The organism is Waterburya agarophytonicola KI4 (assembly GCF_020640915.1).
Classification (GTDB): Bacteria; Cyanobacteriota; Cyanobacteriia; order Cyanobacteriales; family Xenococcaceae; genus Waterburya; species Waterburya agarophytonicola.
Window position 1 is genome coordinate 153,611 of record NZ_JADWDC010000001.1, and the last position, 19,740, is coordinate 173,350.

At 37.6% G+C, this 19,740-nt stretch carries 20 protein-coding genes; 13 read left to right on the top strand and 7 right to left on the bottom strand.

Annotated features, from left to right (window positions below; genetic code table 11):
* The first annotated feature begins 322 nt into the window (after positions 1 to 322).
* A complete protein-coding gene (locus tag I4641_RS00595; RefSeq protein ID WP_229638477.1) occupies positions 323 to 643 on the top strand; it encodes an STAS domain-containing protein in 321 nt (106 codons plus the stop codon).
* 132 nt (positions 644 to 775) lie between these two features.
* Here I4641_RS00595 and I4641_RS00600 read toward each other — a convergent pair whose 3' ends face one another.
* Positions 776 to 1,909: a PP2C family protein-serine/threonine phosphatase gene (locus I4641_RS00600; protein ID WP_229638478.1), complete on the bottom strand. Its 1,134-nt coding sequence runs from the start codon at positions 1,907 to 1,909 to the stop codon at positions 776 to 778.
* A 486-nt stretch (positions 1,910 to 2,395) separates the two neighbouring features.
* On the opposite strand from I4641_RS00600, the gene I4641_RS00605 reads away from it, so the two are divergent.
* Positions 2,396 to 2,884, top strand: a complete 489-nt coding sequence (locus tag I4641_RS00605; RefSeq protein WP_229638479.1) for an ATP-binding protein — start codon at positions 2,396 to 2,398, stop codon at positions 2,882 to 2,884.
* A 22-nt stretch (positions 2,885 to 2,906) separates the two neighbouring features.
* Here the strand turns inward: I4641_RS00605 and I4641_RS00610 are convergent, their stop codons facing one another.
* Both I4641_RS00610 and I4641_RS00615 read right to left on the bottom strand, forming a co-directional pair.
* The gene (locus I4641_RS00610; protein WP_229638480.1) at positions 2,907 to 3,428 is read right to left on the bottom strand and encodes an FHA domain-containing protein; all 522 of its coding nucleotides are present in this window, start codon (positions 3,426 to 3,428) and stop codon (positions 2,907 to 2,909) included.
* 309 nt (positions 3,429 to 3,737) lie between these two features.
* The gene (locus tag I4641_RS00615) at positions 3,738 to 5,072 is read right to left on the bottom strand and encodes a helix-hairpin-helix domain-containing protein (RefSeq protein WP_229638481.1); all 1,335 of its coding nucleotides are present in this window, start codon (positions 5,070 to 5,072) and stop codon (positions 3,738 to 3,740) included.
* A 134-nt stretch (positions 5,073 to 5,206) separates the two neighbouring features.
* Between I4641_RS00615 and hflX the strand changes: the two genes are divergently transcribed.
* The gene (gene hflX, locus I4641_RS00620) at positions 5,207 to 6,913 is read left to right on the top strand and encodes a GTPase HflX (protein ID WP_369426698.1); all 1,707 of its coding nucleotides are present in this window, start codon (positions 5,207 to 5,209) and stop codon (positions 6,911 to 6,913) included.
* A 126-nt stretch (positions 6,914 to 7,039) separates the two neighbouring features.
* Here hflX and I4641_RS00625 read toward each other — a convergent pair whose 3' ends face one another.
* Complete coding sequence (locus tag I4641_RS00625; protein ID WP_229638483.1) at positions 7,040 to 7,297, bottom strand: hypothetical protein; 258 nt, start codon at positions 7,295 to 7,297, stop codon at positions 7,040 to 7,042.
* Between the two features lie 408 nt (positions 7,298 to 7,705).
* Complete coding sequence (locus tag I4641_RS00630; RefSeq protein WP_229638484.1) at positions 7,706 to 8,428, bottom strand: pyridoxine 5'-phosphate synthase; 723 nt, start codon at positions 8,426 to 8,428, stop codon at positions 7,706 to 7,708.
* Between the two features lie 95 nt (positions 8,429 to 8,523).
* Between I4641_RS00630 and ilvN the strand changes: the two genes are divergently transcribed.
* Complete coding sequence (gene ilvN / locus I4641_RS00635) at positions 8,524 to 9,048, top strand: acetolactate synthase small subunit (RefSeq protein ID WP_229638512.1); 525 nt, start codon at positions 8,524 to 8,526, stop codon at positions 9,046 to 9,048.
* Positions 9,049 to 9,069: 21 nt separating this feature from the next.
* On the opposite strand, the gene I4641_RS00640 is transcribed toward ilvN, so the two are convergent.
* Positions 9,070 to 9,870: an alpha/beta fold hydrolase gene (locus I4641_RS00640; protein ID WP_229638485.1), complete on the bottom strand. Its 801-nt coding sequence runs from the start codon at positions 9,868 to 9,870 to the stop codon at positions 9,070 to 9,072.
* Positions 9,871 to 9,974: 104 nt separating this feature from the next.
* The gene (locus tag I4641_RS00645; protein ID WP_229638486.1) at positions 9,975 to 10,703 is read right to left on the bottom strand and encodes a lysophospholipid acyltransferase family protein; all 729 of its coding nucleotides are present in this window, start codon (positions 10,701 to 10,703) and stop codon (positions 9,975 to 9,977) included.
* Between the two features lie 446 nt (positions 10,704 to 11,149).
* Here I4641_RS00645 and metG point away from each other — a divergent pair, with 446 nt between their 5' ends.
* From metG to I4641_RS00690, 9 genes are all read left to right on the top strand, one after another.
* Positions 11,150 to 12,748, top strand: coding sequence for a methionine--tRNA ligase (metG, locus tag I4641_RS00650; protein WP_229638487.1), 1,599 nt, complete (start codon positions 11,150 to 11,152; stop codon positions 12,746 to 12,748).
* A 221-nt stretch (positions 12,749 to 12,969) separates the two neighbouring features.
* The gene (locus tag I4641_RS00655; RefSeq protein ID WP_229638488.1) at positions 12,970 to 13,566 is read left to right on the top strand and encodes a LabA-like NYN domain-containing protein; all 597 of its coding nucleotides are present in this window, start codon (positions 12,970 to 12,972) and stop codon (positions 13,564 to 13,566) included.
* Between the two features lie 231 nt (positions 13,567 to 13,797).
* The gene (gene lptC, locus I4641_RS00660) at positions 13,798 to 14,898 is read left to right on the top strand and encodes an LPS export ABC transporter periplasmic protein LptC (RefSeq protein ID WP_229638489.1); all 1,101 of its coding nucleotides are present in this window, start codon (positions 13,798 to 13,800) and stop codon (positions 14,896 to 14,898) included.
* Between the two features lie 335 nt (positions 14,899 to 15,233).
* Complete coding sequence (locus I4641_RS00665; RefSeq protein ID WP_229638490.1) at positions 15,234 to 15,374, top strand: hypothetical protein; 141 nt, start codon at positions 15,234 to 15,236, stop codon at positions 15,372 to 15,374.
* 35 nt (positions 15,375 to 15,409) lie between these two features.
* The gene (gene aroQ / locus I4641_RS00670) at positions 15,410 to 15,859 is read left to right on the top strand and encodes a type II 3-dehydroquinate dehydratase (RefSeq protein ID WP_229638491.1); all 450 of its coding nucleotides are present in this window, start codon (positions 15,410 to 15,412) and stop codon (positions 15,857 to 15,859) included.
* Between the two features lie 248 nt (positions 15,860 to 16,107).
* Positions 16,108 to 16,527, top strand: coding sequence for a Tery_1686 family protein (locus I4641_RS00675; protein WP_229638492.1), 420 nt, complete (start codon positions 16,108 to 16,110; stop codon positions 16,525 to 16,527).
* A gap of 95 nt (positions 16,528 to 16,622) precedes the next feature.
* Positions 16,623 to 17,300: a response regulator transcription factor gene (locus I4641_RS00680; protein ID WP_229638493.1), complete on the top strand. Its 678-nt coding sequence runs from the start codon at positions 16,623 to 16,625 to the stop codon at positions 17,298 to 17,300.
* A complete protein-coding gene (locus I4641_RS00685; protein ID WP_229638494.1) occupies positions 17,269 to 18,615 on the top strand; it encodes a sensor histidine kinase in 1,347 nt (448 codons plus the stop codon). The genes I4641_RS00680 and I4641_RS00685 overlap by 32 nt, the downstream gene beginning before the upstream one ends.
* 94 nt (positions 18,616 to 18,709) lie before the next feature.
* A complete protein-coding gene (locus tag I4641_RS00690; RefSeq protein WP_229638495.1) occupies positions 18,710 to 19,612 on the top strand; it encodes a metallophosphoesterase in 903 nt (300 codons plus the stop codon).
* The last annotated feature ends 128 nt before the right edge of the window (positions 19,613 to 19,740 follow it).

Genomic DNA, 19,740 nt, shown 5'->3' on the forward strand with positions numbered 1-19,740 from the left:
CTTACTCTATAATTTGTCAGTGCATATGCACCGAAATATCCTACTCTATTAATACTAAAAATAGTGCTATTTGATAGAGTGAATTTGTTTGACGAAAAACTTTTAATAAATAAACCAATTTTTTTGCTTAGTTTCTAATATTGACCAAAAAATATCTCAACTAGATTTTTTTTAAATCTACTTCTTGAGCAACTAATTGGTAGGGACTTAGAGATAGAGTAGAAAATAAATGTCCCATGCTAAAGTAATTTTCATTCGTTATCTGACATTTATTTTGCTATACTTACCAAATACTTTATAATCTTAAAAACAATTTTACTATATGAATTCCGTCGTTCAAATAATTGAACCAGAAGGCATTTTAGATGGAACTAAGACTGATGATTTCCAACATCAGCTCGATCGCAGCATAAATAGTGGAGTACAGGCTATTTTGGTTGATTTTAGTAACGTTACCTTTATGGATAGCTCTGGTTTGGGAGCTTTAGTTAAAGCTTTAAAATCACTCAAGGCTGCTGAAGTAGATTTATTCTTATGTTCGATCAACGACCAAATAAAAATGCTATTTGAACTTACTAGTATGGATGAATACTTTACTATTTTAGATAATCGCGCAGAATTTAATCAACAGCTACAAAAATAGCTAACAATCGCGAGTAATTATTACTTTATAATGGCAATCTGAATACAGTAGATAATTTTATTAATTATCTACTGTTCTTTTATAGAATGATAACTTGACTAATACTTTGCGATCGCTACGATCTTAAATACTCTACAAAAAATCTATTTGCAAAATCGATAAATCATCTTCAAATTGAAAGTTAGGATGCCAAGTTCTAATGTATTGCAATAATCGTTGTAAATCTCTTTCTGGGGTTTGCTGATATTTTTTCAGCAAATTAATCAACCGATCCAATCCCCAAGGAGAATTGGGTTGTTGCTCTACTTCATATAAACCATCGCTAAAAACATACAGACTGGAATTACAATCAATTTGACAAGAATTGCTGACATATTTAATATCAGGAAACATACCAACAGGTACGCCTGGTGTTTTCAAGCGTCTTTCTAAAGATCGATTGGTTGAGGTGAACAGAATTGCAGGGGGGTGTCCCGCACTCGAATAAGTTAAACTACGATTTTGGCGATCATAAACACCATACCAGATTGTGAAATACTTATCATTGCGATCGCTCATTTGAAACGCCTTATTTAACCCGCTTAATACAGTATCTGGTCGATGATAGTTTACATTGCTCAAGCCACGAGAACGTAGTAAATTGACTACCGCAAGAGATGGTAAAGAAGCTCTCAAACCATGTCCCGAAACGTCTAACAAATAGAATACCAAATGGCGATCGTCTAGCCAAAAATAATCAAAGCTATCTCCCCCCAATTGTCGCGAAGGAATAAAACAAGCATCAATATTCAACGATGGATGTTGCAAGGGTTCGGGTAAAATAGTACTAACATATTCGGCCGCTTCGGCTAATTCTGTTTCCAACAACTGTTTCTGATTTTGTAAATCTCTACTCAATTGATGTAGTCGCAAACCAGCACGAACTCTAGCTGTCAGCTCATTCATCTCAATGGGTTTACACAAAAAGTCATCAGCACCAGCATCTAAACCTTTAATGCGATCATCTACAGAATCTAAAGAAGTTAAAAGAATAAAAAAAGTAGTAGATAATTCTGGAATTGACTTTATTTGCGAACATACCTCTAAGCCATCTTTGCGAGGCATAATCCAGTCACAAATAATTAAGGCTGGACGAATTGCTTTGGCTTTGATCAATCCTTCTTCGCCATCACTTGCCAAAATAATATCATAGCCCTTCATGTTGAGAGTTCTTTCTAAAAGCAGTTGAGTTGTAAAATCATCGTCAATAATCAGAATTTTAGCCATAAAACAATTGATAATTTATTTATCTGATGACCGAAGATTATGGCAATCACTGCTTAAAAAGAGTGTCCCAATAGCCTACGATAATAACATCTGTAGGACATATTATATAAACTAGCAAACAGATATCACTTTTACAGCAAAATCCAAGAAAATTTTTGTTTTGATACCAAAAACGAATTTTTTCATCAAATATAACGATCTCCTGGCTAAATTATTAAAAATAGCTCAATACCATCATCTTCTTTGAAGATACTAAAAAAAAGAAGAAAGTGCGGTAAGGGCTGCGAACAGTCAACCAATTCACCGACTCTCGAAAAGCTGTCTCAAAAGCTTGAGATACAATATAACCAAATTACGTCCAAGTTCCGAGAAGCCAGAACCAAAAGCAAGATAAACTAATATCTCGATGCTTTTTGCCAAAATAAAGTAAACATATAACCCTAAAATACATAGTGTGGTAGCATTTTGCCTGTCAAGTTTTCTGAGGTGACAAATAACTTGAAAGTCTTACAAACAATTTATATTGAAGTCCTGGGCGACTTGCGAGAGTTGGATAAATTATTACTTGAATTTAACCGAATTTATCGCGACTTTATTCCCTGCCGAGATTGGTTAGAGTGTCGGCTGGCTTTAGCAGAAGGATTCACCAATGCAGTCAGACACGCTCATAAAAATATTCCTCCAGAAATAACTATTGAAATAGAAGTCTTGCTGAGGCGAAATTATCTGGAAATTAGAATTTGGGATTATGGTTCTGCTTTCAACTTACAAGAATTTATCGTCAAAACTGCTCGCAAACATAATTCTTGGCTTAGTAGCGGACGTGGTATTCCTCTACTCAATAAAATTGCAGATCGTTTAGACTATCAACGTACCAAACAAAATCGAAATTGTTTATTAATTATCAAACGATTTTCTGATCATAGAAGTAAAAACACTACTACTGAACAAAAAAATATCTGTATGGACATATAAGATTTTTTACTGTCTTCGATACTTATTCTGGTGTAAAAGCATCTTCTATCACTACCGTTTCTTTATAAGATTTTTGCTGAGAGGAATCAGATTTGTACTCTGTTCTATCTTGATCGCAATATTTAAAAAATTGGCTGCTATCTGTAGTATAAGTCACATAATTATAAGAAATTTTGATGGCGTTCCCAATACGGATAATATCTCCCGTACTCAAACGATGGAGAGATTTTTTCTTATCATTAATAACAATCCCATTACGACTTCTTTTCGTCTTTCCTTTGCCATCAATGATCCAGTAAGAATAATCGGCTTTTTGTCCATCTTCTGTATATCTCATCCAAGCTACAGTCGCATGATGACGAGATGCCAAAGGATCGTTAAGCACCAAATCGTTATGAGGATGGCGGCCGATAGAAAAGACATGAGAATTGACAGAAACTGCCCTTCTTGATTCTGGAGACTCCACAATTAGTACGTGCCTTCCTTGCGCTAGATCGGCTTTATTTAACTTGACTAAAATTAGTTTTGATTTGGTATCAGCCATGTGATTGTAGACTTTTAGATATCTATTATGGATACTAGACTAAGGCAGTAAAAATATTATCTAATTTTATTATTTTGGAATGAATAAATATGATTATAAATTTTATAATGCTATTGTACTTGGCAATTGCATTATATTGTATTAGTTATCTTATATCCATGTTTATATCTCATAATTTGCTTTTTGACCAAGTATATTTATCTCTAAAAAATAATTATCAATTCTGACTGATACTAGTTACTAGCAAACTATATTTTTGTACTCAATGTCATCAGTAAAATCATGGAATTATGAATTTATTAGTTAGTCTTACTGAGATAGCAATGGCTCACAATGTACTCTAAAACCTGCTTCTTGCAAAGATGTTACAATTTTAGTTTCATCTTGTACCCAAAATTTTTGTCCGAAGCGAATAAACTGTCTTTGTTCTCCTTTTCCGATCGCAGCAATTACAGGAATTTTAAACTTATGTGGTTCGGTAGATTGTTGGGACAATATTATTTTTAAATAATTACTTTGAGCTGGATCTAATGCCTGTTCGGGAGTAATTTCCAGCATAATCATTTTGACTTGCTCGATCGCCTCGGCATCATCAATAATTAGCTGATATTTATCATTTCTTTCTTGTGCTTTACCCCAGACAATTAGTTGCTTTCCTTCTTCTAATAATGGCTCTAGAGCTTCATAGGTGCTGGGAAAAATCGTTCCTTCTGCTTCTCCTGTAATATCTTCCATTTGCACGAATGCCATGGGATCGCCTTTTTTAGTAATAATTTTTCTCACCGAATTTAACATTACTACCGCACTTATTTTTTGCTTGGCTTTTTGTTCGGATAAAGCACTTAAGCTAATGGGAGATAAAATTTGGGCTGCTTGGTTAACTGCTTGAAGAGGATGTTCGCTAATATAAAAGCCAATATATTCTTTTTCCAGACGCAGTTTTTCTTGTAGGGGATAATCTTCTACCTTTGAGGTGCTTGGTGCTTGTTCAAAAATCGGTTCACTCCGATCCTTTATTCCCATGTCAAACAGATTCATTTGACCGCTAGCCTTTTCCTTATTGCGCTGTTGCGCCCAAGAAATGAGAACATCAATATCATTAATTAATTGTTTGCGATTAGATTGTACGGGATCAAAAGCACCACAATAAATTAAAGTTTCTAAAGCTCTACGATTAACTGTGCGTAATTCTACTCGCTCGCAAAAATCTGCTAAAGACTTAAATTCGCCATCGCTATTTCTGGCATTGAGAATATTTTCAATTGCACCTTGTCCTAAATTTTTGACGGCAGAAAAGCCAAACAAAATATGATTATCATCGAGGGGAACAAAATCTTCTTCGGAGCGATTTATATTGGGGGGAAGAATGCTAATTCCCATTTTTTGAGCATTTTCGCGATACTTGTCTACTTTTTCTTGATTGCCACTGCTAGCAGTCAATAAAGCCGACATATACTCGACAGGATAGTTTGCCTTAAGATAAGCAGTCTGATAGCTTACATAGGCATAAGCGGTGGAATGAGACTTGTTAAAACAATTTGATGCCACCATTCCATTCCCTAACAAAAAATTATGATGGTACTCGACACCAATATCGTATACATTTTGTTTTCCCAAAGATTGACGGCGGACAATTTTTACCACGATCGCAAATTTATGAATGAAGAATAATAAGTTACAAGTTATAAATTACTGTCTAGCTAGAGGGACAAAAAAAACTTAAAATCGCTAAAATTAGAGTATATTGGAATATTTTTATTGAGTTTGGGGCAACACCAATCGACACTATATACGGTAAATATAAAGGATTAAAATCTAGTCAGGTTAAGCAACTAAAAAAACTTTACCATCAGAAGCTACCTGGAGATGTGCTGGTTACTCCAGAATTTGCTCAAAGATTGGCTGCTATTAGTACTGATATTAATCAACCAGTTTGCACTTACTTGAACCGTAGAGGACAAGTAATTAGGGTTGGGGTGGGGAATGCTCGCCAGACCCAAATTCCTCCTTTAGAGTTGCCTCGCTATGGTGAAAAACGCCTTTCGGGGATTCGCTGTATTGCTACAAAATTAAAAGCCGAACCTCCCAAGGAATCTAGCCTGACAGCAATGGTTTGTCAAAGACTCGATGCTCTAGCCATTTTGACTCTTACAGGTACGGGTAAATTAAAGCGTGGTGGTGGGGCGACGGGTTATATACAGGATGTTTATCTAGCTCATTTATTGCCCCGATCCGAAGCGATTGCAGGAGAACAAGAGTACTGGTCGGTATCCGAGTCTATGAGTTTGAAGGCTTTGAGCGAGCAAGACTTTTTAGATTTAGTTGAAAGCTTAGAAGCGGAATTTGAACGGGAATATGTTGCCCAACAGGTGGATGCAGACCACGATCGCGTTGTCATGGTAGGTTTGCAAGCAGACAAAATCTCCGACCAAGAATTTGAAGATCGTTTAAACGAACTTGAGGGGTTGATCGATACTGCGGGGGGAGAAGTTTTAGAGACTATTCATCAAAAGCGATCTCGTCCCCATCCTCGAACCCTAGTGGGGGAAGGAAAAGTACAAGATATTGCCTTGAAAGTGCAAAGTTTGGGAGCAAATTTAGTTGCATTCGATCGCTCTCTATCTCCCGCACAAATTCGTAACCTAGAAAGCCAGTTTGGAGTGCGCGTTGTCGATCGCACTGAAATCATCCTCGATATCTTTGCCCAACGCGCCCAATCCCGTGCGGGGAAGCTACAGGTAGAACTTGCTCAACTAGAATATATGCTGCCCCGCCTGGTAGGTAGAGGACAGGCAATGTCTCGTTTGGGGGGTGGGATTGGAACTAGAGGCCCAGGAGAAACCAAGTTAGAAACCGAAAGACGGAGTATTCAAAAGAGGATTGCCAATTTACAACGACAGGTAAATGAATTACAAGCTCACCGCTCGCGGATGCGCAAGCAACGACAAAAACAAGATGTTCCCAGTGTGGCGATCGTCGGCTATACCAATGCGGGTAAATCAACTTTAATCAATGCTTTGACTAACTCAGAAGTATATGTGGCGAATCAACTTTTTGCCACTCTCGACCCCACAACTCGTCGCTTGTCCATAGCAGATGCAGATACCGCAGCACCTCAAAATATACTCCTAACCGATACAGTGGGATTTATTCAACAGCTACCACCACCCCTAGTTAATGCTTTTCGCGCCACATTAGAAGAAGTTACCGAAGCGGATGCCTTACTTCATGTGGTAGATCTATCCCATCCTACTTGGGAAAATCAAATTCGTTCTGTGATGGAAATTTTGGGACAAATGGCGATCGCTCCTGGTCCTATATTACTAGTATTCAATAAACTAGATCGAGTAGATAGTGATACTTTAGCTAAAGCAAAAGATGAATTTCCTTTAGCTTTGTTCATTTCTGCCAGCGATCGCCTGGGCTTAGAAACATTGCGTCAAAAGCTATCTTTATTAGTTGATTATGCGGGGGTAGGAGAGTAATTAATCTACAATAGAAACCCCACTAAATTGTAAGTAGGTAGATATAAATACATTAAAATATTTTCAGCAACTAGTGAATTTGTAATTATATCTAACTACTTAGATTCTGGTGTTTCAAAATATACTTTATGCTGCTCTTTTTGCCATGATTTCTGCTGATGGAGCGTAGCTATTTGCTTGGGCAGTAGGAATTAAATTCCATCCAGCTTTGCGTAAATGCTGATAAGTAGCCCATCCTTTAGAACCACCTGGAATGCGATAGTCTGGTACAGAATATTTAGAAGTATTATAAGGTTTCCAAGGTTGGTAAGCATGTTCTCGTAAATGCAGTACGATAATTTGTCTATTTTGGCTATCCAACAACCAACACATTTGTCTATCCATAAGTAATTTTATCCTCACAAAATACTTGGCTTTTATATTAATTAGTATTTTGAAAATACCTACCTATCAAGGGATATAATTAATAATTGCCAACTTTCTTTCTAGGTTTTAACATAGAAAAAAAGAAACTTAAAGTTAATTTTGCTACAAAATTAATTCTAACTATTGCTAGTAATAAATGTTACATTTAATTTGAATAGACGTTAAGAGAGGAATTAACCTTTATTTATCAATCCTTTTCAAGAGGTTTCAAAATAGTTTAAATAATAATTAATACTGAAACTATTTCAGCAAAAAGAATAAAAAAAAATTTATGGAAGATGGAAGATGCTTGTCTCGCTCGAAAGTAGATCGACTATCTAAAAGATCGGGCTTTCAAGAGCGAGATGTAGAATTTAGGATTGATTTTTAGCCTAAAATTTTGAGATAGGCTCGAACCGTATCATAAAAACCCATTTCCAAAGCTTCTGCTGTTAGAGCATGACCAATTGATACTTCCAAAATATGGGGAATGGTGCAAAATTTGGCTAAATTATCTAGATTAAGATCGTGTCCTGCATTAACTCCCAAACCTAACTCTTGAGCTTTTTTAGCTGCGTCGGCAAATTTTTGCCAAGTAGAGTCTAAATCTTGTTTCTCGCGGAATGCAGTAGCGTAGGGTTCGGTATATAGTTCAATTCTTTCTGCACCAGTGTTAGGGACAAGACTAACCTGCTCGACATCAGCATCCATGAACAAGCTGACTCGACTGCCAAGACTTTGTAACTCTTGAATAATTGGGATCAAACGCTCTTTATCTTTAGTTAAATCCCAACCGCTATCGGAAGTAAAAGTATCGGGTGTATCGGGGACTAAAGTACATTGAGTTGGTTTAACTCTACGAACAATTTCCATAAAAGACACTTCCAAAGGATTTCCTTCAATATTAAATTCCACATCTTTAACTACTTCTACTAGGTCATAAACATCTCCTGGTCTAATATGCCTTTGGTCGGGACGAGGATGGACTGTAATCCCTTTTGCCCCAGCATCAATACAGATTTGTGCCATTTTGGTAATGCTGGGTATACCAATATTGCGAGTGTTCCTAATAAGAGCTACTTTGTTCAAATTAACGCTGAGATTAGTCATGATTTGGACGGATAGAATTAATTACTTATCGATCTGGCAGATTCATTTTATGATGAGAGACTAACCTTATAACAATTCACTATCTTTCGGCTATGATGAAACACACTATTTCTGTCTTGGTAGAAGACGAAGCAGGAGTTTTAACGCGCATTGCAGGATTATTTGCCCGTCGCGGTTTTAATATCGAGAGTTTGGCAGTAGGATCTGCCGAACAACTTGGGGTGTCTCGCATTACTATGGTTGTGCCTGGAGACGAACAAGTAATCGAACAGCTAATTAAGCAACTTTATAAATTGATTAGCGTATTGAAAGTACAAGATATTACCCAACAGCCTAGTGTAGAAAGGGAATTGATGCTGATTAAGGTTAACGCGAATGCTTCCAATCGCGCTGAAGTGATTGAAATTACTCAAATTTTTCGCGCTCGAATTGTCGATCTTTCAGAAGAAGCCGTCACGATTGAAGTTGTTGGCGATCCTGGCAAGATTGTCGCAATTATTCAAATGTTGAACAAGTTTGGTATTAGAGAAATTGCTCGTACGGGTAAAATTGCTCTGGTGAGAGAGTCTAAAGTTAATACTGAATATCTCAAGTCTTTGGAAGCCAAGGTTACGCTTTAAGGCAAAAACACCCCAAAGCAATTAACTAACTGCAATCCTATTGGGTTGGATAAAATTTTCTTGTACTAAAATATCGTAGAGGTCGATCTCAGTTTCTAGCAAGCATGCATGACCGCTTTGAGGTAGCACTGTCTTGCAAGCGGTGGGTAAAAGAGAGATCAATTTATCTGCTTCTTCTACTGAAGGCAAAAGGCTATCTTCTGCACCAGCAATAATTAGAGTAGGAATATTTAAACTACGTAGCTGTTCGTCTGCAACTTTGAAATCTCTGAGTAGGGACAAACGCCAACTGACTACCTGGGGAGGTAGAGATTTCATGCTCTCTACTAGTTTAACGCGATCGCAATCGTTGATTCTGTTTAACTTGGCTAAAAAGGGTAACAAACCCGCAGCAGAATAGCGGTGTAACCAAGTTGGTAGCCAGGGAGTAATCCCTACCCCCAATCCCAAAATGGGAAATTGATTAAAAGAAGAAGCCGGATTAACCAAAATTAGTCTATCGAACAAAGATGGCGCAGCTAATGCAGTTTTTAAAGCCAAACAGCCACCAAAAGACTCGCCACATAAATGCACTTCTTTATTTGTCTTGCGAGTTAATTCTATCTGGATTAATTCGATTGTATCTTTGGCTAAAGTTTGCCAAGTGCTGTAGCTATCTGTGCGAATTGATAGACAGCGCAAATCAAAGCAAGATGCTAACTTGTCTGCTTGAGTTTGTAGTAGCTCTCCAGTACCATCCATCCCAGGAAGATACACAAACAAAGGAGCATCTCGATTGATTTTGTTGGGTTCAATAAATTCTACGCTCTTATCAAAATTCATAATATATGAAAGAAATATATTAAAACTTAAATTTACTTAATAATCATTCTGTAGCATTTAATCTTTGATCGGGATTTATACACCCTTTTCTTTAGATTCAGCCTTCATCCTTTATACGTCCCTTCCTTTAATAACTCTGTGATTCGATCCTGGCAATAGTTAGTTAACTCTGTGGCGAGTATTTTCGCTTGTCTGCCCTTATATTCTTGTTTTTTGGATTTGCTAATCAAGTAGGGACGACCGATCGCCACATTGACACGATGGTAGACTAGCATTGGATGTAGGCCTTGACGTTCAAAAAAAGGTTCATCGCGGTCGAACTGCTTGAGCCAACGAATGGGAATACTAGGATAGTTAGTCTCAGACAAAGACATGATCGCGATTGGTAAAACTGCCAAACGATCGATGGGTACTTTCCAGGCTAAATGAGCAAAACCGCGATGAAACTCGCCAATGCGATCGGGTGCAGTAGGTTCAATCATTGGTCTAGTCCCTTCAGGAAATAAGCCAACCCATTGTCTAGAAGTCAAAAGCTGACTGGCTTGTTGAAAAAACTGGCGTTGTCGTCGATCGGCGGATGCTAGAGGAAAACAACCCAAAGAATCAACCATTTCTCGTACTAAGGGAGTTTGTCCCATGTAATGATGACATGCAATGCGTAAAGTATTGGGAATAGTTTTAATTAAAATTGGTGCGTCCAGAAAACTACGATGATTGCTAACAACAATAGTAGGAATATCTTGAGGAATGCGATCGATATAAGAATGAGTTAACTGAAGGTTAACCGCTGATGTGAGAGATTGAGCAATTAAACGGGGGGTAAAAGATAGCATTAAATTAGATTATCAGCTTATTTAGATAATTGAGACCTAAATCTTTATTGGATAGGTAAATTAAGTAGATTATTAACGAATATCAAGATCGAATAATTAACAAAACCTTTATATTTTTTCAGCTTGAGAGAGCTATATTTAAGCTTAAATCAATAATTTCACCCCAATATATCTAATCGAAACTAACTTTGTTAACGAAATCGAAAATTTATTAAGTATTTTCCTTAACGTTAACTTAAATCCCTGTAATAATTGATACTTGTTTATGAGTTGAATAAATAACTCTCAAATAAAAACATCATTCTCTAATTCATTAAAACAAATGTCTTAGAGAAATATAACCAAAAGTAATGACATCTATAATTGTCAGTTTATCTATTGCTATCGAATCTAGGAGGCTATACAATCTATACCCTTTTAAGTCGAGCAAGTTCCCGTTAACTTAAATGAACAATTCTGCTAATAACCATAAATTTTCTTTAACTACCCCTCTTTATTACGTTAATGGTGTGCCTCATGTTGGCAGTGCCTATACTACCATTACCGCCGATGCGGTAGCCAGATTTCAGCGTTTACAGGGTAAATCCGTACTGTTTATTACGGGGACAGACGAACACGGACAAAAAATTCAGCGCACTGCTACCGAGGAAAACGTCGAACCCCAGATTCATTGCGATCGCATTGTTGATAGTTTTAAATCTCTGTGGGACAAATTAAACATCAAATACGACCGCTTTAGTCGCACAACTGCGCCTAAACATCAAGCGATCGTTAATGAGTTTTTTGATCGCGTTTGGCAAAAAGGAGATATCTATCTAGATCGCCAACAGGGATGGTATTGCGTATCTTGTGAAGAGTTCAAGGAAGAAAGAGAATTAATTGAAGACCATCATTGCGCTATTCATACCAATAAACCAGCAGAATGGCGCGACGAAGAAAATTATTTCTTTCGTCTTTCTCAATACCAACAAGAGCTAGAAGAACTTTATCAGTCGAACCCAGACTTTATTCAGCCAGCTAGTAGACGTAATGAAGTACTCAACTTTGTCAAACAGGGATTAAAAGACTTTTCCATTTCTCGCGTCAATCTAGAGTGGGGTTTTCCTATTCCCGTAGATGATAAACACACCATCTATGTCTGGTTTGATGCTCTTTTGGGCTATGTAACAGCTTTACTAGATCCTGAAGACGAACCAACTTTAGATAATGCTTTATCTAAATGGTGGCCCATTAATCTACATTTAATTGGTAAAGATATTTTACGGTTTCATGCGGTTTACTGGCCTGCTATGTTAGCCTCTGCTGGTTTGCCTTTACCAACCAAAGTGTTCGGTCATGGTTTTTTGACCAAAGATGGACTCAAAATGGGAAAAACATTGGGTAATACCATTGACCCTTTTGATTTAGTCGATCGCTATGGTGCTGATGCAGTACGTTATTACTTTATAAAAGAAATTGAACTAGGTAAAGACGGCGATTTTAATGAAACTCGTTTTATTGAAGTGCTTAATAACGATCTGGCTAACGTTCTGGGAAACTCCCTCAATCGTACTTTGGGAATGTTGAAAAAATATTGTCAAAGTAATGCACCGCAGTTGACCAGTGCTGACTATGGCGGGGATCATCCTTTAAAAAGTATTGGTATGGATTTGGGCGATCGCATTGTTCAAATGAATAACAATCTTCAATTCAGTCAAGGTTGCGAAGAAATTCTCAATTTAGTACGTTCTTGCAACAAATATATTGATGACAGTGCGCCTTGGACTTTATTTAAAGAAGGGAAGCAAGCTGAAATAGAACAAATTTTATATGCCGTTCTCGAATCTGTACGTTTATCTGCTTATTTATTATCTCCGATAATTCCCGACATCAGTACCAAAATTTATCAACAGTTGGGGTTTGATTGGAATTTTAATACCGATCGTTATCCTCAAACAGTCGATGATTTTTTAATTCATTCACAATGGGGCAAATTAGCTATCAAACAAACCTTGGACAAGGCAAGTCCAGTCTTTTCTAGATTGGAATTATCCTCAGAAGCTTAAATTATGACTGGTAATTTAACTCAGTATATTTTTTAACTGATATAAGGTTACTAATAGCAAAACTTTTTTTAAAAAAGACTTTGATAGTTGGTAAAAATCATAAAAAATTCCAGATTCCTTATAAAACTAGAATATTCGGTTTGACTGCCCTGGTAGTCAGTAATCATGGGGCTAATCCACCCAAATAGAATACTTTTTTCATAAAAATGAGGCTTAAGACAATGTTGGATAATTTTGGAAGTGACCCTATATTTACACCAGAACAAATTTTAGAAAATAGAGGGCGAGTAGCTATTTTTATTGATGGCTCAAATTTGTTTTACGCTGCGCTGCAATTAGGGATAGAAATAGACTACAGCAAACTTTTATATCGCCTTACTGGTGGTTCTAGACTGCTGAGATCTTTCTTTTATACAGGAGTAGATCGCACTAACGAAAAGCAACAAGGATTCTTACTCTGGATGCGCCGTAATGGTTATCGAGTGATCGCTAAAGATTTGGTACAGCTACCAGATGGCTCAAAAAAAGCGAATTTGGATGTAGAAATTGCTGTAGATATGATGGCGTTAGTTTCTGCTTACGATACGGCGGTATTGGTTAGTGGTGATGGAGATCTTGCTTATGCAGTAGATGCGGTAAGTTATCGTGGTGCGAGAGTCGAAGTAGTCAGCTTGCGTTCTATGACTAGCGATAGTTTGATTAATGTAGCAGATCGCTATATCGATCTCGATCAGATTAAAGAAGATATTCAAAAAACTACCAAGCATAGCGATCCTTATCGCAGTTTTTCTGGATTTGGTATTTTAGACGAACACTAGTAATGAGTAATGAGTAATAAGTAATAAGTAATTAAGTTTGGCAATTACTCCGTGAAATATAATAGCGATCGCAATTAGGAGCGAATTATTGATTTAATTTGGCATTCAAAGCGATCGCTTTAACTCTATTAACTGTTGTTCCCAAGTTAAAGTAGAGTTTAGACAATTCTCTTTTTTCTAGAAAATTTGCAGACTACCAATTTTAAAATCAGAAATTTCTTCAAATACAACTTGTTATTCCTCCTAGCGATCTCTTTTTCTGGCTGTCAGATGTCTCCTCCCGATCCTTCACCTCAAAATTTGAGAGAAAGCCGTCTAGATACTCAATTACTGCTCAATAATGCCGTTTTAGAACAATCGAACAGACAAGATAATACTGTTTGGAAAATTAAAGCAGATAGCATTGTTTATAGCGAAGATAAACAAACTGCTAATTTAGATCGAGTTGTGGGCAATCTTTTACAAGATGGCAAAATTATTCTCAAAATTAGTGCCAATAAAGGAGAAGTTAAAGATAATGGCAATGTCATTATTTTTAACGAAAATATAATGGCTAGCGATCCGCGTAATGATAGTGCGATCGAGAGCAATTTTGTAGAATGGCGACCCCAGGAAAACTTATTATTGATTAAAGAAGATTTAAACGGAATTCAGGATAATTTGAAGGTTACGGCTCAGAAAGGAAAATACTTTACCGATACAGAACAATTGGAAGTAGAAGGTGATGTTGTTGCTACTACCGAAGAGCCAGGTTTGCAGTTAAAAAGCGATCGCTTGCTTTGGAATATTCCTCAAAATAAAGTTACTAGTCCTGGTGCGGTGGATATTGTCCGCTACGATGAAAAGGAAAACGTTACAGACAAGCTGGTTAGCGACAGAGGTGAAGTAGATTTGACTGCCAATGTCGCTACTCTAAATGACAATATTGAATTAGTCTCTCTTGAGCCAAATATTCAAGCAGCGAGTCAATCTTTCATTTGGAACTATCAACAGCGTGTTGGTCAGACAGATAAACCAATTCAGATCTTAGACCGCGATCGCCAAATTAGTCTTACGGGTAATCAAGGTGAAATTAATCTCCAGCAACAAATAGCTGTATTAAAAGATGGGGTGCGAGGCATTAACCGACGAGAAGCATCCGAATTATATGCTCGTCAATTAACCTGGACGATGGAAAGCGAAAAAGTTGAAGCGATCGGTGATGTAATCTACGAACAAGCAGATCCTCAAGCTAGATTAACAGGAGAAAAAGCGAGCGGTACTCTGGGAAATAACATTATTGTCGTTACTAGCGATGGTAAGAAACAGGTAACATCAATAATTAAAAATTAAACCCTTGTATCTTCATTGCGGATCGAGTAACAGAAACCATAATTCAACTCCGTATTAAGTGGCAATCTTGAGGAAAATCTTAAGATAACCAGGATTTATTGGTAATATATACCCATCATCTCAGCTTGTGCTAACCTTAGTAATAGCTCCAGAATTATGAACTTTGATGTACCTAACCAGGTAGAAAATTTTGTAGAATGGGAGTATAGAGCTAAAAAGTAATATTTTTATATAGAATTGTCAAATTTATATAAAAAGTTATAAGCTCGGTGGGTGTAAAGCCGACATAATAAGAAGACTAACATTAAAATTATCCTGAAGGAGTCGTTAATCCGATGGACTATATAGAACAACTACTAGATAAACTAAGAGATTTAGCTCAAAAACTAATCGAGGTTTTGATGGGACCCGAAGCCGAAGCTGAAAGGGAAGCTATTCCCGTACCAGTTGACGATCGCCAACGTCGCTATCGTTAGTCATTTGTTTAAAGCTTATTTATTTTAGTTGAATTTTGTCTAAGGTCAGCATACTAGTTTTGCATGGTCCTAACTTAAATTTGTTAGGTTTAAGAGAACCTGAAATATATGGTTCACTCACCTTAGTGCAGATTAATAAAGCTTTAGAAATAGATGCTCAAAGACTGCAAGCTAATATTACCTGCTTGCAGTCTAATCATGAAGGGGTACTGGTAGATGCGATACATGATGCCAGAGAAAAGCACCAAGGAATTGTTATAAATGCTGGTGCTTATACCCATACGAGCGTTGCTATCAGAGATGCGCTCGCAGCAGTGCGCATTCCCACAGTAGAAGTACATCTGAGCAATATATACACGAGAGAAGAATTTCGGCATCACTCCTATATTGCCCCCGTAGTTATCGGTCAAATAAGCGGTTTTGGTGGAGAGAGCTATCGCTTGGGTTTACAAGGGATTATCACTTATTTGACCAATCTTCACTAATTGATGCTGTCGTAATGCTTCGTATAATGGTGACCTCTTTTGAGCAATCTGGGGTCTTCAAACCTCTTTCATTTATGTTGTTCTCCTCGATCAAAATTGGGTTATTCATAACTCTAGAAATTATTTACTCTCTTAAAATTTAAAAAATATCGTAGCGAATTAAACAAACTTGACTATAGTAACGGTAAACCTAATTTATCCTTATATAAATAAATGTTTAAATATGTGTTAACTATAGGAGATCGAATATGAATGCGTCGGAAAGAGCTAGAGGTTTAAACATCACAACTAAGATTGCTTCTACTGTCACTTTATTCAAGGCACAATTTCCCGATGCTAAAGCCGATCTAAAACCCTGGCAAAACGATCCCGATACCCGAGAGTTGGTCGATCCAGATTCGATTGATATTGGATTTCACTTTCCTGGGTGGAGTAGACGTTATCAAAGCAATAGTATTTTAGTCCAAATTCGCTTTTATAAAGACCCGACAGCAAAAGAAGAAGAGAAATTTATTGGTGTAGAAACTTGTGGCTTTAGTCACGTTGGTCAAGCTTGGAAGTTTTCCACCATAGATAATTGGCAGTGTGTCGGTCAATGTCAACCAACAAAAGATGCAGAAAAACAGTTAAAGTTATTTTGCCGTCAGGTATTTGAATTGTTTAAATAAAACTTTACTACCTTAATTTCTTTACGTTTCAAGATTAATCTTAGTTGTAAACTCGACTTAGCCAATTATCGATTGGGATTACGATTAAAACTGCCATGAAAATTCTATTGGTCGAAGATGACGAACAATTAGCAGCAGCATTGGTAGAAGTTTTAGTAGACAAGCAACACTATGCCGTAGATGCTGCAACCGACGGAGAGATGGGTTGGGCATTTATGGAAGTTGCTGTCTACGATCTAATTATCCTTGATATTATGTTGCCTAAGCTAGATGGCATTAGTTTATGTCAAAGATTACGGCAAACAGGCAGTATGACTCCTGTATTGATGCTAACAGCTAGAGATATGAGCAGCGATCGCGTCATGGGTTTAGACGTAGGGGCAGATGATTATGTAGTTAAGCCTTTCGATTTACCTGAGTTATTAGCCAGAATTCGCGCCTTACTAAGACGGGGCAACATTAATTTATTGCCAGTACTCGAATGGGGAGATTTATTACTCGATTGTAGTAGTTGCCAAGTTACCTATCAAGAACAACCAATACACTTAACTCCCAAAGAATATGGCTTGCTGGATTTGCTGTTACGCCAACAGGGTAAGCTGGTAAGTCGCAGTACTATAATCGATCGCCTGTGGACATTTGACGATCCTCCTTCGGAAGAAACGGTTAAAGTGCATTTGAAGACATTACGCAGAAAATTAAAAGCGGTGGGCGCGCCTGCCAATTTAGTGGAGACAGTTTATGGTTTTGGATATCGTCTCAAACAAGTCTAAAAATCTTAGTTCCCAAGCATTACGATGGCGACTGTTGCTATCCTACATGGGTGTAATGATGACAATTTTGGGTCTTTCCGCTTTAGCAATCTACAAATATACCCGTCATAATCTTTACGAACAAATGGATCGGCGTTTAGAAGTTTTAGCCCAAGCTGCTTCTCATAATCTCTCAACTATTAAAGCTAACTACGACCGACACCAGGAAATAGGATTAGCAGGAAATCCTCCACCTGCAAGAGTAAGACGTTACCTCGATGGCGATGGCGATTTAGATATTCCTTGGGAGCATTTACGTCAGCCAGATCAAGGAGTGGAATGGTTTGACGCTCAAAAGCGTCTGGTTGGAAATGCAGGTATCTTATTAAACGATCTACCGCCCCAACCAGGATGGCAGTTTGGACGACAGAAAAAAATCAGAACTGTAACCTTACCAGCTTATAGCGGTAGTGATAGTCAAAAACAGCTAGAGGGATACATTCGTGCCAACCAGGTTACTGACGAAATTGAAGTAATTTTGACCCGTCTGCGTTGGGGTTTGGGTATTGGTGGGATTGGTGTGATTGGCTTGACTGGCTTAGGGGGGATTTGGTTGACAAAACAGTCTCTCAAACCAATCGAGCAAAGCTTTGAGCAACTCAAACAGTTTACTGCTGATGCTGCCCATGAGCTGCGTAGTCCTTTAGCAGCCATCAAAACCTCAGTTCAGGTAATGGAATATTATCCAGAGCGACTTCATCCTCAAGACCTAAAAAAAATTGGTGCGATCGCCTCAGCTACCGACCATACGATTAAATTAGTAGAAGATTTACTATTATTAACTAGAATCGATTCAGGTAGTCTTCAGGAAACAGTATCTTGGGTCGAACTTTCTTTAACTGAAATTTTAGAGGATTTACTCGAACTATTTCAATCATCGGCTCAAGCCAAGGAGATCACTTTAGAATCTCATTTGCTACCAAATATCATGGTTCAAGGAGATGGTGCAGAATTAGCTCGTCTATTTAGAAATATAATTGAAAATGCTCTGCAATATACTCCTGGGGGCGGCAAAGTTATCATCTCCATGAAGGAAGAGCGACAGAATATCTTAGTCAAAATCGCAGATACAGGATTTGGTATTGCACCAGAACATTTATCCTCAATCTTTGATCGCTTTTGGCGAGCAGATAAAGCCAGAACTCGAAGAGCTGGTGGAATGGGTATGGGATTGTCTATTGCTAGGGCGATCGCCAAACGTTATCAGGGTGAAATCTCGGTAACTAGCCAAATTGATATAGGCAGTTGTTTTCAGGTTAAATTACCGATTAATTAATATTCATTAAAATTGCTCCTACCCCAATTTTTACCCCATTTGACCTGTAAGCTAGATTACTCAAGCATAATCGCCGAAGATCTTAGCAAAATCAGTGAAACGACGTAATTTTTTAGGACTTACAGCTTTAGGTAGTTTGGGTTTAGCTTTAGGCAGTCATCGCTACCGAGCTTATCAATACCCGTTAAAATTTCAAGCCTGTTCTTCCTTTCCTGCCCCAAAGTCCTCCCCCCAGTTACGTTTTGTGGCAGTTGGCGATGTGGGAACGGGGGACAATCATCAATATTCAGTTGCCAAAACCATCAGTTGCTATTCCAATCTTAATCCTTTTCCTTTAGTTCTTTTGACAGGAGACAACATCTACGAATATGGTGAAACCGCCAAAATCCATGACACTTTTGAAATACCTTATCGGGATTTACTCCAGCAACAGGTCAAATTTTATGCAGCGATCGGCAATCATGATATTTTGACCAACAATGGAGTTGATGAGATTAACTATCAAGACTTCAATATGCAAGGACGTTACTACACCTTCACTAGAAAAAACGTCCAGTTTTTTGCCCTTGATACTAATCCAGAAGCATCTTGGCAAAAACAGTTGACCTGGTTAGAAAATAATTTAGCAAAATCTACTAAACCCTGGAAAATTGTGTTTGGTCATCATCCTGTTTACTCATCAGGAGAACATGGAACTCATCTCAGTTTAGTCAAACAGCTTACGCCCTTATTTTCTCGTTATGGAGTTCAGCTATATCTCAATGGTCATGACCATCATTACGAAAGAACAAATCCATTACAAGGAACAACATATTTAACCTGTGGTGCTGGGGCAAAACTGCGTCCTGTAGGTAAATCCGACTGGACGGCTTATTCAGTTTCCAAGTTGAGTTTTGCTGCCATTGAAGTCTATCCAGAACGTTTAGAGATTCAAGGGATTGATACTAAAGGTAATATCTTTGACCATGCTACTATATATCAGCGATCGCTAACTTAATCAGCAAAATATTTCTCTCCTCTACCCCAATTTCCACCTCATTTGCTCGGTAATTTAGGAACATAGCTAAGAAGCAGAACCAATTTAATTTGCTTAATAGCTTGTGATTGCCATAATTAAATTTAGGG

Coding starts and splice junctions, on each gene's coding strand:
- I4641_RS00595 (WP_229638477.1), top strand. CDS start 323: ATGAATTCCGTCGTTCAAATAATTGAACCAGAAGGCATTTTAGATGGA.
- I4641_RS00600 (WP_229638478.1), bottom strand. CDS start 1,909: ATGGCTAAAATTCTGATTATTGACGATGATTTTACAACTCAACTGCTT.
- I4641_RS00610 (WP_229638480.1), bottom strand. CDS start 3,428: ATGGCTGATACCAAATCAAAACTAATTTTAGTCAAGTTAAATAAAGCC.
- I4641_RS00625 (WP_229638483.1), bottom strand. CDS start 7,297: ATGGATAGACAAATGTGTTGGTTGTTGGATAGCCAAAATAGACAAATT.
- I4641_RS00630 (WP_229638484.1), bottom strand. CDS start 8,428: ATGACTAATCTCAGCGTTAATTTGAACAAAGTAGCTCTTATTAGGAAC.
- ilvN (WP_229638512.1), top strand. CDS start 8,524: ATGAAACACACTATTTCTGTCTTGGTAGAAGACGAAGCAGGAGTTTTA.
- I4641_RS00640 (WP_229638485.1), bottom strand. CDS start 9,870: ATGAATTTTGATAAGAGCGTAGAATTTATTGAACCCAACAAAATCAAT.
- I4641_RS00645 (WP_229638486.1), bottom strand. CDS start 10,703: ATGCTATCTTTTACCCCCCGTTTAATTGCTCAATCTCTCACATCAGCG.
- metG (WP_229638487.1), top strand. CDS start 11,150: ATGAACAATTCTGCTAATAACCATAAATTTTCTTTAACTACCCCTCTT.
- I4641_RS00655 (WP_229638488.1), top strand. CDS start 12,970: ATGTTGGATAATTTTGGAAGTGACCCTATATTTACACCAGAACAAATT.
- I4641_RS00665 (WP_229638490.1), top strand. CDS start 15,234: ATGGACTATATAGAACAACTACTAGATAAACTAAGAGATTTAGCTCAA.
- I4641_RS00675 (WP_229638492.1), top strand. CDS start 16,108: ATGAATGCGTCGGAAAGAGCTAGAGGTTTAAACATCACAACTAAGATT.
- I4641_RS00680 (WP_229638493.1), top strand. CDS start 16,623: ATGAAAATTCTATTGGTCGAAGATGACGAACAATTAGCAGCAGCATTG.
- I4641_RS00685 (WP_229638494.1), top strand. CDS start 17,269: ATGGTTTTGGATATCGTCTCAAACAAGTCTAAAAATCTTAGTTCCCAA.